The sequence below is a fragment of the Gemmatimonadota bacterium genome, assembly GCA_041390125.1.
Lineage (GTDB): Bacteria > Gemmatimonadota > Gemmatimonadetes > Longimicrobiales > Gaopeijiaceae > JAGQIF01.
Genome location: JAWKQN010000025.1, coordinates 1 through 15,523, shown reverse-complemented (window position 1 = coordinate 15,523; position 15,523 = coordinate 1). Strand labels below are relative to the sequence as shown.

Genomic DNA, 15,523 nt, shown 5'->3' with positions numbered 1-15,523 from the left:
GCGGGCAGGGTGGGGTGGCCTCCCGGTCGCCGGGTCCGGAATGTGCACTTTCCACGTCGTCGGGTGTAGCCGCCATGTCTTGGTTGCCGCCTTCGCAGTTGCCGCCTTGGTAGTGGTGCGCCCGCCGGGGAGCGCCCGCACGCGCACAGGAGAGCATGACCGCCGCGATGATCCAGACCGCCGTGCTGGCGCTCGCTCCGCTCGTCACACCTCTCCCGCACGATTCCGTGTCCCTCTACCGCGGTACCGAGGGGGAGTTGCGCGTGGACGCCCCCTACGTCGAAGCGCCCACGATCTCGCTGGACGGGCGCATCGGCGAGGAGGAATGGGCGGGCGCCGCCCTGCTCACGGGCTTCACCCAGTACGATCCCGTGGAGGGCATCCCGGCCACACAGCGCACCGAGGCGCTGGTCCTGGTCTCGGACGACGCGCTGTACCTCGCGGTGCGCGCCTGGGACGACGATCCCGCCGGCATCCGTGCCTCGATCGCCCCCCGGGACAACGTCGTTCGCCGGGACGACCACATCCGGCTCACACTGGACACCTTCAACGACCGGCGGCGCGCCTACGTGTTCGTCGTCAATCCGTTGGGGGTCCAACAGGACGGGGTGTGGACCGAAGGCGGCGGTGGAGGTCGGGGCGGGGGCTTCGGGCCCCCCGTGGACTACAACCCCAACTTCATCTGGTCCTCCGAAGGCCGGGTGGAGGAATGGGGCTGGCAGGTGGAGCTGCGGATCCCGTACAAGAGCCTGCGCTTCCCGGCGGCCGACGTGCAGAGCTGGGGACTGCAGGTGATGCGTCGGATCGAGCGCTTCGGGTACGAGGAGTCCTGGGCCCCCATCTCCCAGAACCAGACGAACCAGCTCACCCAGTCCGGGGAGCTGGCCAACCTGCGAGGCCTCGATCCCGGGCTCTTCCTCGAGATGAACCCGGTGGTGACCGGCTCGCGCCTGGGCGAGGCCGACTCGCTGGGCGCCTTCAGCCGGACAGATCCGAGCGGGGAGTTCGGGTTGAACGCGACGTACGGGCTCACGTCGAACCTGACGCTCGACGCGACCTACAATCCCGACTTCAGCCAGGTGGAGGCCGACGCCGGGCAGATCGCCGTCAACGAACGCTTCGCGCTGTTCTTTCCCGAGCGCCGGCCCTTCTTCCTGGAAGGCACGGATATCTTCCAGATGCCGCGTCAGCTCGTCTACACGCGTTCGATCGTCGATCCGATCGGGGGCGCGAAGGTGACGGGGAAGATCGGGAACCTGGCCGTGGGCTACCTGGGCGCCTACGACGAGGTCACGGCGAGCGAGTCCAACGACTACGCCCGCGTGCATCTCGTGCGCGCGCGGCAGGACGTCGGCGGCAGCTCGAGCGTGGGGGCTCTCCTGACCGATCGCACGGAGTCCGGGGATATCTTCAACCGATTGGCCGCCGTCGACGGACGCTTCATCATCGGCGGTCGCTATACCCTGACGATGCTCGGTGCGGCCAGCCGCACGCAGCGTGAGGACGACCCCTCCGCGGAAGGCGGGCTGCTGTGGGGTGCTCGGCTGGAGCGGAGCGGCCGCGAATTCTCCTACAACGCCTCCATCGAGGATGCGGACGCGGACTTCGTCGCCGCCTCGGGCTTCATCCGCCGCGTCGGTGTGACCGAGGTCCGTGGGCGCGTGGCCTGGAACTGGTACGGGCAACCCGGAGCCACCATCGAGCGGTTCGGGCCCTCCCTGCAGGTCAACGGCGTCTGGGACCACGACACCTTCTGGGAGGGAGGCGGTTGGGAGGAGAACGAGGTGGAGCTCGGTGCCAGCCTCTCGTTCCTCGGCAACACGAGCATCTTCGCCAACTACCAGCGCAACGGCTTCCAGCCGCCCGCCGACCGCTACGAGGGGTTCCGGGTCGTCACCGGGATCCGCCCCGAGGACCGGCTCCCCTACCTGCCCTCCGGCTCGACGTTCTCCGGGCTCGATCAGTTCCGGCTCAACCTGTTCGTCGGTCGCTGGCAGCTCGTGCGCGGTCGGATCGGCGGCACCTGGCAGGAGACGCCCATCTTCGCGCGGGGCATCCCGGTCGAGCCGGCCACATCCTGGTCGAGCGACAGCAACCTCTCGATCTATCCCAGCCCCTCCCTCTCCATCGAGCTCAACTACCGCTACAGCGCGCTCTACCGCCGCAGCAGCGGCGAGCGCTATTCCACCGCGACCGTCCAGCGCCTGCGCGCACAGTACCAGCTCACCAAGGCGCTGTTCGTGCGCGGGATCGCCGAGCGGAGCCACGCGTCCGTGCGGGACGTACTGGACGCCAGCGGCCGCGGGCTCGAGTTCTGTGACGACGACGGCTGCGACGCGCTGACGGGAGGGACGGGGGACGGGCTCTACCTGGAGAGCCTCCTCTCCTACGAGCCTTCGCCGGGAACGGTCTTCTTCCTGGGGTACTCCCGATCCTACGATGACGAGGTCGTGCCTGGTGTGCGCGACCTCCGCCCGCGTGCCGACGGGATCTTCATGAAGATCTCCTATCGCTTCCGCTTCTGATCCATCGGACGGCGGCGTCCCACGCCGAACCCTGGAGTCCTCGCGGCGGCTGAAACCGCGGCCGACCGGCCCCCGTACGGCTGTCTGGTTCCGGATGCGCGGAGGACGGTAGCGTGCCGATCACCCCGCATCGTGTCACGAGGCGACGACGATGAGATTCCTGGGCGGTGTGGTGGCGGGCCTCGCGGGCCTGCTCGGTCTCAAGTTCCTGCTCCCGCTGTTGGCGCTGCTGTTCGGCCTGGTGGGGCTGGTCATCAAGTGGGCGGTCATCCTGGCCGTGGTCTGGTTCGTCATCAACCTGCTCCGCGGCCGCAAGCGCACGGACAGCTACTGACGACGTCCCGAGCTACTGACGACGTCCCGACCGATCAGGTGCGCGCGTACGCGCGCAGTCCCTCCACCTGCTCCGGCGTGCCCAGCACGATGATCTCGTCTCCCGCCTCCAGGCGGGTCTCCGCGGCCGGGTTGAAGATGTAGCCGTGACCGTCCGCGCCGGCTTTGCGGATGGCGATGACCATCAAGCCCGTCTCCTGCCGGATCCGCGCTTCCACCAGGGTCTGCCCGGCGAGGGGTGACGCGCTGGCGATGGTGGCCTGTTCCATCCGCAGGAATGTGTCCGGGGAGCGCATCACCACGTCGAGGAAGGACACCACGGAGGGCCGCAGCATGAAGCCCGCCATCTGGAGCGCGCCGCTCACATTGGGGCTGACGACGTGGTCGGCGCCGGCCCGCAACAGCTTCTCCGCGCTCTCGTCCTCGTAGGCCCGCGCCACGATCTGCAGGTCACTGTTCAGGGCTCGAGCCGACAGACAGACGTAGACGTTGTCGGTATCCGCGCTCAAGCTGGCGATCAGTCCCCGGGCGCGCCGGATCCCCGCCGCCTCCAGCGTGTGGTCCTGGGTCGCGTCCCCCTCGACCGCCAGCAGCTCCGGATGGTCTTCGCGCAGGATGCGCAGGTGATCCGCATTGCGGTCGATCACGACGAACGGATGGCGTCCGGCGAGGAGCTCCGTGATGACCCGGCGGCCGGTCCGACCGGCCCCCGCCACCACGATGTGGTCCGAGAGGGATGCGAGCGTCTTGGACATGCGCCTCTTCTTCAGGGTTTCCTGGAGGTCGAGCTCGACGATGGAGGAGGTGAGCAGCGCGAACCACAACCCCATCCCGGTGATGCCCAGCACCAGCAGGATGGTGCTGAAGATGCGGCCCGCGGCGGAGAGCTCGACGACCTCGTCGTAGCCGACCGCGGTGACGGTGATCACCGTCATCCACAGCGCGTCGTTCGGGGACGCTCCTTCCAGGATGACGTACCCCAGCGTGCCCAGGACCAGCAGCAGCACTCCGTAGAGCACCGTGATGAGGGTTCGCTGCAGGAACAGGCGGAGCAACGGGGTCTCCTGGAGGCGACTTCTGTCGAAAGGTCGGGTGCGCCGGGAAGCTACCGAGCGGTCCAGACCCCCGCCAACCGCTCTCTTGACGGCCTCCGGGGGCCTCCTTACCCTTGGAGCAGCGAACGGGAGGAAGCCAGGAAACTATTGGTTTTCTGAGGGTTCTACAGTGGGTCGTCCGGGTCGAGTCCGACCCCCTCTCGTCGTGGTCGGCGCACAAGCCCAAGCAGCCGCAGGCCCGCGCTCCCACATTCACACCTCAGAGGAGTAACCCGATGAACAAGTCCGACCTCGTGGACGAGCTCGCGGATCGCACCGGGATGACCAAGGCGGATGCCGGTCGCGCGATCGACGCGGTGTTCGGCACGGACGGCATCATTTCGAAGGCCCTCCGTGAAGACAAGAAGGTCCAGATCACGGGGTTCGGCACGTTCGAGTCGCGCGCCCGCAAGGCGCGCACGGGGCGCAATCCGCGCACCGGCGAGACCATCAAGATCACGGCCTCCAAGAGCCCGGCCTTCCGCGCCGGCAAGGGTCTGAAGGACGCGATCAACTAAGCGTCTCCCCGTTCCCTCGGGCTGCACGAAGGGCCGCGACGCTCGGCGTCGCGGCCCTTCTTCGTGTGGTGTGCCCCCGCGCCCGAAGGCGCGGTCAGGTGTCGGGACCGGGGCGCGGCGTGCGTCCCCCGGGCCCGCGGGCGGGTCCGCGCCCCCGGCCGCCGCTGCGCGGCGGACCGCCGCGCGGCTTGGACTTCTTCTGTCCCCGGTCGAAGTCCACGCGTACGCTGCGTCCACGGATCGTCGTGCCGTTGAGGGCGCGGACGACCTTCTCCGCCTGCGCCGTCTGGATCTCCAGGAGCGTGTAGGAGTCGTGGATGTCGATCTTGCCCACCTGTGAGCCCGAGATCCCGGTCTCGCCCGTGACCGCACCCAGGAGATCGCCAGGACCCACGCCGTCCCGCTCTCCGATGGACAGGAACAGCTTGGCCCAGCTCACCTGGGCGGGCGCTGCGGCAGCCACCGGAGCGCCGTCCAACGGAGCGACCGGTGCGGCGGGGGCCTCCAGGGCCAGGGCCAGCGCCGCCGCCGCGACCTCCACCGGGTCGTGGCTCCGCCCCAGGCGCTCGGCGAGGAGCACGTAGGGGGCAAGCCCGGGCTGCGCCAGCCGCGCGCCCAGGCGCTGCTCGAGGGTCAGCAGATCGCGCTGGCGGCGCTCCGAGGGTCGCGTGGGGAGGGCCCGCAGCTCGTAGCCGCTGCGCGTCGCGAGCGCCCGCAGGTGCGGGAGCTCGCGCGCCTCGATCAGCACGATCGAGTCGGGATGCTCCGCGTGGGCGGCCACCAGCTCGGCCGTCGAGACGGGCGGCTCGAAGCCCACGACCGTCAGCGGATCCTCCCGGCGCTCGACCGGGGGGCTGCCGGGCGGGCACAACCAGACCACGGCGTCGACGTCGCCCACGGCTCCCACCGGGAAGCCGTGCACGGCGATCTCGTCCCCCACGTCGGCGGCCTGGTCCTCCGTCCGGAAGTGGACCGCCACGTGCTCCCGGCCGGCCCGCTCCACCCGCTCGTGCACGATCTGGAGCAGGTGCTCGATGCGTCGGCCGGCCACGATCCGGTATTGCAGCGATCCGCGCGGCGCCGTGCGCTCCTGCGTCTCCTCGACCGAGCGCGGCGGGATGTGGACGGGCTTGTCCGAGGTGCGGCGCGCCAGCGCCTCGACCTCTTCCGGGACGGGGAGCCCGAGGAAGACCTTCTGCACACCCGGCAGGGCTTCGGCGAGCAGCGTGACGCCCGCGAGGGCGCCGCGATCGACCACGACGTCGCAGCGCTCCACCACCAGGGCCTGGACGTTCTCCAGCTCGAGCTCGGACAGCCGCAGCAGGTCGACGAGCCGGTCGACGCTGCCGAAGAGGACGGAAGCCGAGGTGGGTGTGGACCAGTGCCCGCCCAGCGCGGCGACACTGGAGCCGCGGACCTCGGCGAACCGCGCCAGGGAGCGGGCCAGCGCGTCGGCATCCTCGTCGGTGGGGCAGGCCACGAGCACGCTCTGGCGCTCCCCACCCTCCACCCGGTCCAGCAACGCCGCTCCGTAGGTCAGCAGCGTACCCGCACCCGGGCCCGCCTCCAGGACGACGCTTCCTCCCCGGCGCAGGACCGGGATGGCGCTCGCCTGGATGGGTGTGGGGGCCTCGAAGCCCTCACCGGCCAGCGCCTCCACCAGCTCGGCGGCGAGCCCCAACGTCTCGAAGGCGTCCATCAGCTGGGCGCGCCGGAGCCGGGGCCGCCCGTATCGCCGGGCTCGTAGGGCAGTCGGTTCAGGAAGCGCTGGATCTCGTAGTCCATCCGCGAGGTGCGCAGACGATCGGTGGACGCGACGACCTCGGTGTAGTAGCCGTGGCCGTGGGCGTTCAGCGACACGGTTCCTTCCGCACCCGTGTAGGTGGCTCCGTGGGCCGAGCTCTTGGTGCGGTTGAGCCCGAGCAGGTCCGGCAGGACCTCCTCGGCGCGGGCCAGCACCTCGCTCGGCGCGAGCGCCGTCTTCCTCTGATACCCTGCCATGCGTCTCCTCACTCCTCGGTGGCGGCGCGTTCGAGCGCATCCGGATCGGGCAGACCTTCGAAGATCCGCGTCCCGACCACGAAGGTGGGCACGCCCCGCACGCCCAGCTCGAACGCGTGCTCGCGGATCCGTTCGACGGCCTCGGTGTGGCGGTCCACGTCCAGGACCGCCTTGGACTCCGTGGCGTCGAGCCCCTCCTCCGTGGCGATCTGGACCAGGACGTCCACACGCCCGATGTCCAGAGCCCGAGAAAGATGGGCGGTCAGCAAGGCGGTGTGAACCCTGGGGAACGCGCCCTTCTCCCGGGCCAGCATCCCCAGCTCGTGCGCCTTGCGGGTCCAGGGGACCCGGGCCGGTTCGGGTCCCGCGTCGCCTGGGTTGCGCGCCGCCGCCTCCTCGCGCCGCGCCACGAGCGCCGGATCCGCCGGGTCCAGCGGAGGGGCGGGTGGAGGCCGGAGCTCGAGGGGGGCGCGTTCCACGGACAGGCCCCGCCCCTCCACCTCGCGCGCCAGCCGTTCGGCGGGCCAGGCGAGGGGGTCGACGTAGTCGAAGTAGAGGCGGATGGGTCGGGGCACGGTTCTGGAAGATAGCGGGTCGGCTCGGGCTCCGGGCCCGTAGGCGGGATGGCGGCGAAGGCCCCCTCTCCCCCATACTCCGGCCCGGGAGCCCCCCGGAAGAACCATCCGAACCCAGAGGGTCCTCGTGCGCTTCAGCAGCAACATCGCCCAGCTCCGTCCGTCGGCCACCATCGCCGTCAGCACGCTCGCCAAGCGGCTGAAGGCCGAGGGCCGCGACATCATCGACCTGAGCGCCGGGGAGCCGGATTTCGACACGCCGGACTGGATCGCGGAGGCGGGCGTCCAGGCCATCCGGGACGGCCACACCCGCTACACCCCGGCGGCCGGGATCCCCGAGCTGAGGCGGGCCATCGCGGCGTACCATTCGGCGGAGGCCGGCCGGTCCCTGGATGCGGAGGGGGTGGTCGTGGGCGCCGGCGCCAAACAGCCGCTGTTCAACGCCTGCTTCACGCTGTTCGGTCCCGGAGACGAGGTCCTGGTGGCCGAGCCCTACTGGACCAGCTATCCCGAGATGGTGACGCTCGCGCGCGCCACCCCCGTGCCGGTGCGCGGGAGCGAGGCCCGCGATCTGAAGCTCACCCCGGAGGACCTGGAGCGGGTGCGCACGCCGGCCACCCGGGGCCTTCTGTTCAGCTCGCCTTCCAACCCCAGCGGTGCCGTCTACACGCTGGATGAGCTGGCGGCCGTGGCGGACTGGGCGCGCGCCCACGACGTCGTCTTGCTGGCCGACGAGATCTACCAGCGCATCTACTTCGGCGAGGCCGACCGCGCGCCCGGCCTGCTGGCGCTCGACGCGGGGACGCTCGGTCCGCACGTGATCTTCAACGGCGCCTCCAAGGCCGTGGCCATGACGGGGTGGCGGATCGGCTATTCGCTCTCGGACGTGGACGTGGCCCGCCAGATCACCGCGTTCCAGAGCCACACGACGTCCAACGCCGCCTCGCCGAGCCAGTACGCGGCGCTGGCCGCCTACAGCGACCCGCCGCGCATGAACGCCGCCGTGGCCGACATGGGCGTCGCCTTCCGGCGGCGTCGCGACCTCGTCGTGGCGCGCATGGCCGAACGGTTGCCGGCCATCCCCTATGTGCGTCCGGAAGGGGCGTTCTATCTGTACTTCCGCGTAGACGGCGTGTTCGGGGACCGCTTCACCAGCGCGTCCGACGTGTGCACGGCGGTGCTGGAGGAGGTCGGCGTGGCCCTCGTGCCCGGCGAAGCGTTCGGGGATCCGAACTACGCGCGCATGAGCTACGCGACCTCGGACGCCGTGCTGGAGGAGGCCATCGACCGGATGGCGCGTGTGCTCGGGCCGGCCCTGGCCGCGGTGCGCTGACCCGGGGGGCTCAACCCTCGTCCAGCACGCGACCGGCGGTCCGCAGGGCCGCCCGCACGTAGCTGCCCCCGAACAGGTTGACGTGCACCAGCAGCGGGTAGAGCTGGTAGGCCGCCTCCAGCGCGGGAGAGGCCGGGGCGCGTCCCGTACACGCCGCGTAGCGCTCGAACAGGGGGGCGGGGAAGCCCCCGAAGAGGGCCGCCATGGCGAGGTCGACCGCGCCGTCCCCCCGGTAGCAGGCCGGGTCCACCAGCACCGGCACGCCCTCCCCGTCCGCGTACACGTTCCCGGACCACAGGTCGCCGTGCAGCAGCCCCGGCTCGGGAGCCTCCTCCAGCAGGACCTCCACCCGGTCCAGCACCCGGGGCCAGGGGGCGCGCTCCGGATCGAGCCGACCCTGCGCGCCCGCGCGCGCGAGCTGGGCGGCGAGGCGGCGCTCCCTCCAGAACCGGGGCCAGGGCGCGGGCGTGTTCGCCTGGGGGAGCGCGCCGATCCAGTTGTCCTGTGTCCACCCGCTCGGTTCCCCGGTCGGGGCGTGCAGGGACGCCAGACCCTCGGCCAGGAGGTCGGCGAAGCGCGGGCCGGGCCGACCGGCCGCGACGTGCTCCAGCGCCAGCCAGCCCGGGCCGCCCGCGTCCGGCTCCGACCAGCCCAGAGGCGCGGGCACCCGGACACCACGGGCCCGGGCGCGGAGCGCGTGGAGGCCGTCCGCCTCGGTCGCGAAGGCGTCGGGAGGAAGGTGGGCGTTCCACTTGAGGAAGACCTCCTCGCCACCGGGGGCCACGAGGACGTGGGCGTCGTTGATGCACCCCCCACCGATGGGGCGATGATCGGCCACCGTGAACCCGAGGCGCGCCTCCAGGGCGTCCAGCAGCGTCCTCGGGAGGGCGGTCACGACGCCTGCAGCTCGTCGAGGAGCCCCACGCAGGCCCGGTGCACCATGGCGTAGACGGTCTCGAAGCCGTCCTCGCCGCCGTAGTACGGGTCCGGCACCTCCAGGTCCGTGCCGGCCTCGGGATCGAACTCCCGGAGCAGATGCAGGCGGGCCCCCGCCGCGTCCGCCTCCGCGGCGAGGCGCCGGATGGCGCCGAGGTTCTCGCGGTCCATGGCGAGGATCCACTCGAAGCGCTCGAGGTCGTCGGCGTCCAGGCGCCGGGCCCGGCAGGTGAGCTCGATGCCGTGCGCCTCCGCCACCTGCTGCGACCGCGGGTCGGCGGGCTCCCCCACGTGCCAGCCTCCGGTGCCGGCCGAGTCGATGTCGAACTCCTCCGCCAGCCCGCGTTCGGCCACCAGGTGACGGAAGACTCCTTCCGCCAGCGGCGAGCGACAGATGTTGCCGAGGCAGACGAACAGCACCGAGGTCGGTCGCGCCACGAGCGAGGTCCTCCGGGACAGGGAACGGGCGCCACCCTACGCCCGGGCGCCCCTGCCTATACATTAGCACCTGAGCGCGCCCGTCCTCCGGGCCGTTCCTTCCTTCCAGCCCCGGTGTCATGAGCGACTTCGAGAGCTTGGGTCTTTCCGCTGCCAGCCTGGCCGCCGTCGAGGCGCTGGGCTGGAAGACGCCTTCGCCCATCCAGCAGAAGGCCATCCCCATCGCCATCGAGGGCCGCGACATCGTCGGCATCGCGCAGACGGGGACGGGCAAGACCGGCGCGTTCATGCTGCCCACGCTGGAACGGCTGGAGCCCAACGGGACGGTCCAGGCCCTCGTGCTCTGCCCCACCCGCGAGCTGGCCCAGCAGGTGGAGGAGGACACGACGTCCTTCGCGCGCGGGTCCAGGATCCGGGCGGCGGTGATCGTGGGGGGCATGCCCTTCGGGCCGCAGCTCGATGCGCTTCGTTCGGGCGTGGACGTGATCGTCGCCACCCCGGGGCGCCTGATCGACCACCTCGAGCGCAAGAACGTGGACCTGAGCAACGTGGGCGTGCTCATCCTCGACGAGGCGGACCGGATGCTCGACATGGGCTTCCGTCCCCAGATCGACGAGGTCCTCAAGCGGGTTCCGCGCAAGCGCCAGACCCTGTTGTTCTCGGCCACCATGCCCAACGGCGTGCACGCGCTCGCGTTGCGCATCATGAACGAGCCGACCTGGGTCGAGGTGACTCCCGCCGGTACGACCGCCGAGGGCATCGAGGAGCTGTGCTACCTCGTCAAACCCGCCAAGAAGCCGGAGCTCCTGTTCAAGCTGCTGAAAGAGCCGGGTTGGGAGCAGGTCCTGGTCTTCACCCGGACCAAGGTGGGTGCCGATGCGCTCAAGGTGTATCTCGAGCGCGAGGGTGTGAAGACGGACGTGATGCACTCCGATCTGCGCATGAAGATGCGGACCCGGGCCCTCGATCGCTTCGCGGAGGGAGAGGTGCGCGTGCTGGTGGCCACGGACATCGCGCAGCGGGGACTGGATGTCGAAGGGATCTCCCACGTGGTCAACTACGACATCCCGCTCGATCCGGAGGACTACGTGCACCGGATCGGACGCACCGGACGAGCCGGTGCCGTCGGGACCGCCATCACGTTCGTGACGGCCACGGACCTGGGCCACCTGAAGTCCATCGAGTACCGGCTCTCCCGGCCCATCGAGCGCGTCAGCCTGCCGGAGTTCGACTACGGCGGTGAGGTCGGTGGAGTCCCCACCGGCCCGCGACGCACGCGCGGCGGACGCTCCGGTTCCAAGGCCGCCGAGGCGCTGAGCCCGGAGGAGCTGGCCAAGCTCCTGAAGTTCGAGTGACCGAGATCCGCACCGGACCCCAACCGCGCAGGAGCGCATGATCCTCCGTAGATACGGCGTGAATCTCCAGAGCGTCGACGTGAACTTCGACGCGCGGGCCATGACCGAGATCGGCTTCCGCCGCAACCATGAGACGTCCATCGCCGCCGAGGAGTTCGAGGATCGGTATGTGCTGGACGAACGCTTCGAGCTCGAGGCGCGCGCCGAAGGGGACGTCCAGGACGAGGTCGAGCGTGCCGTCCTCGCGGACCTGGAGCGTCAACTCCAGGCGTTGAACGCGGCGCTGCCGGCGGGACACGTGCTGGTCATCGAGAGCGAACAGGGTCAGGACTATCCCAAGACCCGCGACGACAAGCAGAACGTCCTGGTCGACGGCGAGAACCGCCTGCGCTTCGCCTGGCGGGTCGATCCGCCCCTGCGGGTCGGACGCTATCGGCTGCGCTGATCCTCCATGTCCGCGTTGCCGTCGCTGCCCGAAGCCACGCCCACCCTGAGCGACATCCGCGCCGCCGCGGAGCGCCTGGAAGGCAGGATCGTCCGGACGCCATGCGCCCGCTCGCTGGCGTTCGTGGACGAGCTGCCCTGTCAGCTCTGGTTCAAGTTCGAGAACATGCACCGGATGGGGGCGTTCAAGGAGCGGGGCGCCCTCAACCGGCTCTCCCTGCTCACCGCCGAGGAGCGCCAGCGGGGCGTGGTGGCGGCCTCCGCCGGCAACCACGCGCAGGCGGTGGCGCTGCACGCCACCCGGCTCGGGATCCCCTCCACGGTGGTCATGCCGGAGACGGCGCCGTTCATCAAGGTGACCCGTACGCGCAATTTCGGGGCGCGGGTGGTGCTCAAGGGTGCGCGCTTCTCGGACGCGATCGCCGAGGCCAAGCGCCTGCAGGAAGCGGAGGGCATGGTCATGGTCCATGCCTACGACGATCCACACGTGATCGCCGGTCAGGGCACCATCGGGCTGGAGATCGCGGACCAGGTTCCCGACGTGACCATGGTCGTCGTCCCGATCGGTGGAGGCGGCGTGATCTCGGGGACGGCCCTGGCGCTGAAGGCCCTCAAGCCCGACGTGCGCATCGTGGGTGTGGAGGCGGACGCGGCACCCACGGCCCTACGCTCCCGTGAAGAGGGGCGCATCGTCGACATCGAAACGTCCGAGACGCTCGCGGACGGGATCGCGGTCAAGCGGGTCGGGGATCTGACCTTCCCCATCATCGAACGCTTCGTGGACGACATCGTCACGGTGGGGGAGGAGGAGATCGCCTCGGCCATCATGGTGTTGCTCGAGCGCGAAAAGACGCTGGTGGAGGGCGCGGGGGCCGCGCCGATGGCAGCGCTGCTGGCCGGGCGCATCCCGGTGGAGGCCGACGACGTGGTGGTGCCCGTCCTGTGTGGCGGCAACATCGACGTGAGCAAGCTTTCGCGCATCATCGAGCGCGGGCTCGTGGGGGACGGCCGTCTTGCGCGACTCATGGTCAAGGTGCGCGACCGACCCGGCTCGCTGGCGCGGCTGACCCGGAGGGTCGCGGAGCTCGGCGCGAACGTCGTGGAGATCGGACACCGACGCGCCTTTGCCGACATCTCCGTGGGTGACGTGGAGATCGTGATGCATCTCGAGACCCGGGGTCGCGATCACGTCGCGGAGATCGTGCAGGGCCTCGAGCACGACGGCCACGTCGTCGAAGAGTACGTCTAGCCGCGCATGGTCCACGGTCCATCCGATCTTCCCGACCTGCGCATCGCCGACGTGACGCTGGCCGCCGAGGACGTCCCGACGCTGTCGACGTACTATCGCGAGCTGCTCGGCCTCGACGTGCTGGACTCCTCCGCCGTGCGCGTCACGCTGGGCTTCGGCACGCCGCTGCTCGTGATCGAACGCGCGCTCCTGCCGCGCTCACCGGCCACCACGGGCCTCTTCCATACCGCGTTCCTGGTGCCGTCGCGCCAGGCGCTGGCCGACGCGCTGCTGCGGTTGCACGGCGGTGGGATGACGCTCGAGGGCGTCGCGGATCACGGTGTGAGCGAGGCGCTCTACCTGAGCGATCCCGAAGGCAACGGGATCGAGATCTACCGGGACCGACCCTCCCGGGAATGGCCGCGGGAGGGCGACCAGCTGGCCATGGTGACGGAGCCGTTGGACGTGCGCGCGCTCCTGGAGGAAGGCCGCACGACCGGGCCCGACCCGGACACGCGCGTCGGCCACATCCACCTGCGCGTGGGGGACCTGGGCGAGGCGGACCGCTTCTACCGCGAGGGTGTGGGCCTGGAGCGGATGCAGCTGTGGGGCGCGCGGGCGAGCTTCCTGGCCGCTGGGGGCTACCACCATCACATCGGGTTGAACACCTGGTCGTCGCTGGGCTTTCCCGCCCCCCGGGCGGGCGCGGCCGGTCTGGCCGGCTTCACGCTGGAAGTCCGGCGCGCGGACCTCGACGCCCTCGCGCGTCGATTCGACGCGCTGGGCGTGGAACCGGCCACGACCGACGACGATCTCCGCGTCCGGGAGCCCTCGGGAGCCCGGCTCCGGGTGGTCGCTTCCCCCGCAGCCTGAGCTCCCGAGCCCGCACCCTCAGCGTCGGTCGTCGTCGTCCTCCCGCTCCACGCGGTCGGCCGTCCGGGCGTCGACCCGGGTCGCAGCGCCGTCCACGTAGGCCTGGGCCGCGCCGTAGCGGTAGACCAGCTCCCCACCGCTGTGGCCCACGCGATATCCCGCCACCAGCACCGCCAGGGCCGCCACCACGGTGGCCCCGCGCGCGGCGCCGCCCAGCGTCCCCCCGAGCAGGCCGGCCAACGACAGCGCAGCAGCCAGCACGGTGGCGCCCAGGAACACCTCCGCGGCCTCCTCGTGTGCGTGCAGCGGTTGGCGGGCCACCACCTCTTCGACGACCTCCTCCTGCTCCTCGCCCGTTTCCAGGGCCAGCCAGGAGACCCCGGCCGTGAGGAGGGCGAGACCCGCCACGAGCGCCCACGCCCCTCGGGATGGGCCACGTCGGCGCAGGAACAGCAGAACCCCGACCGCGACGGCGGGAAGCGCCACGGCCAGGACCACGGGGAAGTGCACGATCGCCGGATGGAGCGGATCGGGAATCATCGGGTTATCCTCCGCGTTTCGGGACATCGGAACGATGGAGGCATGCGCGATGGGCGCCCATCCGGCAGACGACGCGCACCGTTGGGATCATCCGGAATCCGGCGGATGCCGGATCTCCGCGGCGAACGCCTGTCCGGAGACCCGATGAACGGCGTCGCGCTGTCGCACCTGCTGCTCGTGGGGGTCGGCGGGTTCGTCGGCTCGGTGGTCCGCTACCTCGCGGGCGTCCTGGCGCAGCGGGTGGTCCCGGTGGGCGTCTTCCCGCTCGGCACCCTCTCGGTCAACCTGCTCGGATGCTTCGCGATCGGGGTCGCCGGGCGGTGGGTGGAGCTGCAGCCCTCTCCCGATCCGACCGTCCGCCTCTTCGTGCTGGTGGGGCTGCTGGGCGGGTTCACCACCTTCAGCGCATTCGCGGCCGAATCGGTGGGGCTGTTCCAGGCAGGGCATGCCGGCCGCGCGGTTGTGAACGTGCTCGTCCAGGTGGGTCTGGGCCTCGTTGCGGCTGCCCTGGGATACCGCCTGCTCCCCTCCTGATCCGTCGGCAGTCCGTCGAAGCAACCCTTTGAATCTCCCCCGCGTCCCATGTCGTACACAGGCATGGGTCCGATCTCCAGAAGTGGTCGGGGACCGAGGCTCGGAGTTCCCGCGACGGGTCGGGAAGACGTGCGGCGGTGAGATCCGCGGGGGGCTCCATTCGGGTCCGGTGACTTCGGTCGCCGGGCCCGTTCTCGTTCCGGCCTGGCGCACCTTCCGCTCCCGCGGGCCCAGCGTTCCGGCTTCGGTGGAAGGACCCCGGACGTGCCGGATCCGGCGATCCCGTTCCGCGTTCAGGCGGGGCGCCCGGGCGTTCCGTGGAACGGCAGCGCGCGGGGGATCCAGCCCGGGGCGATCACGCCAACCTGTTCTGCGTCCATGAGTTGCGACGGGTCCGCCGCCCTTGCGCGGCGCTGTTCCGCTCCTTGCTGGACCTCCGGCCAGACGGCTTCGCACCCACACACTCCGGAGGAACCCATGCGCAGACCCGTTGTGGCCACCCTGACCCTGCTCGGCCTCGCCGCGTGCACCGAGGGGGTCAACGACGTGGCCCCGGTGCAGGACGTGGAGGCGCTGACCGCCGCCCACGACACGGACGCGACCGACGACGTCCGCGTCTACGAGGTGACCGTGCACAACCTGACGGCCAACCAGGCCTTCACTCCGCCCGTGGCCGCCACCCATCGCTGGGCCACCACCGTCTTCGCGCTGGGGCAGCCGGCGAGTGGCGGTGTGCAGCAGATCGCGGAGAACGGCAACATCGATCCCCTGGTGATGGCGCTCTCCGCCGACCCGC

17 protein-coding genes are annotated in these 15,523 nt (G+C 70.9%); 10 read left to right on the top strand and 7 right to left on the bottom strand.

The window, feature by feature from the left end:
- Positions 1–155: 155 nt before the first annotated feature.
- Complete coding sequence (locus R3E98_20205; protein ID MEZ4425728.1) at positions 156–2,525, top strand: DUF5916 domain-containing protein; 2,370 nt, start codon at positions 156–158, stop codon at positions 2,523–2,525.
- 151 nt (positions 2,526–2,676) lie between these two features.
- Complete coding sequence (locus R3E98_20200) at positions 2,677–2,859, top strand: hypothetical protein (GenBank protein ID MEZ4425727.1); 183 nt, start codon at positions 2,677–2,679, stop codon at positions 2,857–2,859.
- A gap of 34 nt (positions 2,860–2,893) precedes the next feature.
- On the opposite strand, the gene R3E98_20195 is transcribed toward R3E98_20200, so the two are convergent.
- Positions 2,894–3,913 (bottom strand): potassium channel protein, encoded by a 1,020-nt coding sequence (locus R3E98_20195; GenBank protein MEZ4425726.1) that lies wholly within the window; start codon positions 3,911–3,913, stop codon positions 2,894–2,896.
- Positions 3,914–4,188: 275 nt separating this feature from the next.
- On the opposite strand from R3E98_20195, the gene R3E98_20190 reads away from it, so the two are divergent.
- On the top strand, positions 4,189–4,470 hold the full coding sequence (locus R3E98_20190; GenBank protein MEZ4425725.1) for an HU family DNA-binding protein: 282 nt from the start codon (positions 4,189–4,191) through the stop codon (positions 4,468–4,470).
- Positions 4,471–4,564: 94 nt separating this feature from the next.
- Here the strand turns inward: R3E98_20190 and R3E98_20185 are convergent, their stop codons facing one another.
- From R3E98_20185 to R3E98_20175, 3 genes are read right to left on the bottom strand one after another with little or no spacing between them, the layout of a single operon-like run.
- Positions 4,565–6,169 (bottom strand): DbpA RNA binding domain-containing protein, encoded by a 1,605-nt coding sequence (locus R3E98_20185; GenBank protein MEZ4425724.1) that lies wholly within the window; start codon positions 6,167–6,169, stop codon positions 4,565–4,567.
- Positions 6,169–6,471, bottom strand: a complete 303-nt coding sequence (locus tag R3E98_20180; GenBank protein ID MEZ4425723.1) for a hypothetical protein — start codon at positions 6,469–6,471, stop codon at positions 6,169–6,171. Before R3E98_20180 ends, R3E98_20185 begins: the two co-directional genes overlap by 1 nt.
- An 8-nt stretch (positions 6,472–6,479) precedes the next feature.
- Positions 6,480–7,046, bottom strand: a complete 567-nt coding sequence (locus tag R3E98_20175) for a DsbA family protein (GenBank protein ID MEZ4425722.1) — start codon at positions 7,044–7,046, stop codon at positions 6,480–6,482.
- Between the two features lie 127 nt (positions 7,047–7,173).
- Between R3E98_20175 and R3E98_20170 the strand changes: the two genes are divergently transcribed.
- Positions 7,174–8,379 (top strand): pyridoxal phosphate-dependent aminotransferase, encoded by a 1,206-nt coding sequence (locus tag R3E98_20170; protein ID MEZ4425721.1) that lies wholly within the window; start codon positions 7,174–7,176, stop codon positions 8,377–8,379.
- A gap of 10 nt (positions 8,380–8,389) precedes the next feature.
- Here R3E98_20170 and R3E98_20165 read toward each other — a convergent pair whose 3' ends face one another.
- Positions 8,390–9,274, bottom strand: coding sequence for a fructosamine kinase family protein (locus R3E98_20165; GenBank protein MEZ4425720.1), 885 nt, complete (start codon positions 9,272–9,274; stop codon positions 8,390–8,392).
- Positions 9,271–9,753, bottom strand: coding sequence for a low molecular weight protein-tyrosine-phosphatase (locus R3E98_20160; protein ID MEZ4425719.1), 483 nt, complete (start codon positions 9,751–9,753; stop codon positions 9,271–9,273). Before R3E98_20160 ends, R3E98_20165 begins: the two co-directional genes overlap by 4 nt.
- Positions 9,754–9,872: 119 nt before the next feature.
- Here R3E98_20160 and R3E98_20155 point away from each other — a divergent pair, with 119 nt between their 5' ends.
- From R3E98_20155 to R3E98_20140, 4 genes are read left to right on the top strand one after another with little or no spacing between them, the layout of a single operon-like run.
- Entirely contained in the window at positions 9,873–11,108 is a 1,236-nt protein-coding gene (locus R3E98_20155) for a DEAD/DEAH box helicase (GenBank protein MEZ4425718.1), read from the top strand.
- A gap of 37 nt (positions 11,109–11,145) precedes the next feature.
- A complete protein-coding gene (locus tag R3E98_20150; GenBank protein ID MEZ4425717.1) occupies positions 11,146–11,553 on the top strand; it encodes a hypothetical protein in 408 nt (135 codons plus the stop codon).
- Between the two features lie 6 nt (positions 11,554–11,559).
- Complete coding sequence (gene ilvA, locus R3E98_20145; protein MEZ4425716.1) at positions 11,560–12,801, top strand: threonine ammonia-lyase; 1,242 nt, start codon at positions 11,560–11,562, stop codon at positions 12,799–12,801.
- Positions 12,802–12,807: 6 nt separating this feature from the next.
- A complete protein-coding gene (locus R3E98_20140) occupies positions 12,808–13,653 on the top strand; it encodes a VOC family protein (protein ID MEZ4425715.1) in 846 nt (281 codons plus the stop codon).
- An 18-nt stretch (positions 13,654–13,671) separates the two neighbouring features.
- On the opposite strand, the gene R3E98_20135 is transcribed toward R3E98_20140, so the two are convergent.
- Positions 13,672–14,193, bottom strand: a complete 522-nt coding sequence (locus R3E98_20135) for a hypothetical protein (protein MEZ4425714.1) — start codon at positions 14,191–14,193, stop codon at positions 13,672–13,674.
- A 105-nt stretch (positions 14,194–14,298) separates the two neighbouring features.
- On the opposite strand from R3E98_20135, the gene crcB reads away from it, so the two are divergent.
- Both crcB and R3E98_20125 read left to right on the top strand, forming a co-directional pair.
- On the top strand, positions 14,299–14,727 hold the full coding sequence (gene crcB, locus R3E98_20130) for a fluoride efflux transporter CrcB (GenBank protein MEZ4425713.1): 429 nt from the start codon (positions 14,299–14,301) through the stop codon (positions 14,725–14,727).
- 477 nt (positions 14,728–15,204) lie between these two features.
- Positions 15,205–15,523, top strand: a 319-nt coding sequence (locus R3E98_20125; protein MEZ4425712.1) for a spondin domain-containing protein, incomplete at its 3' end; no start/stop codon positions are given.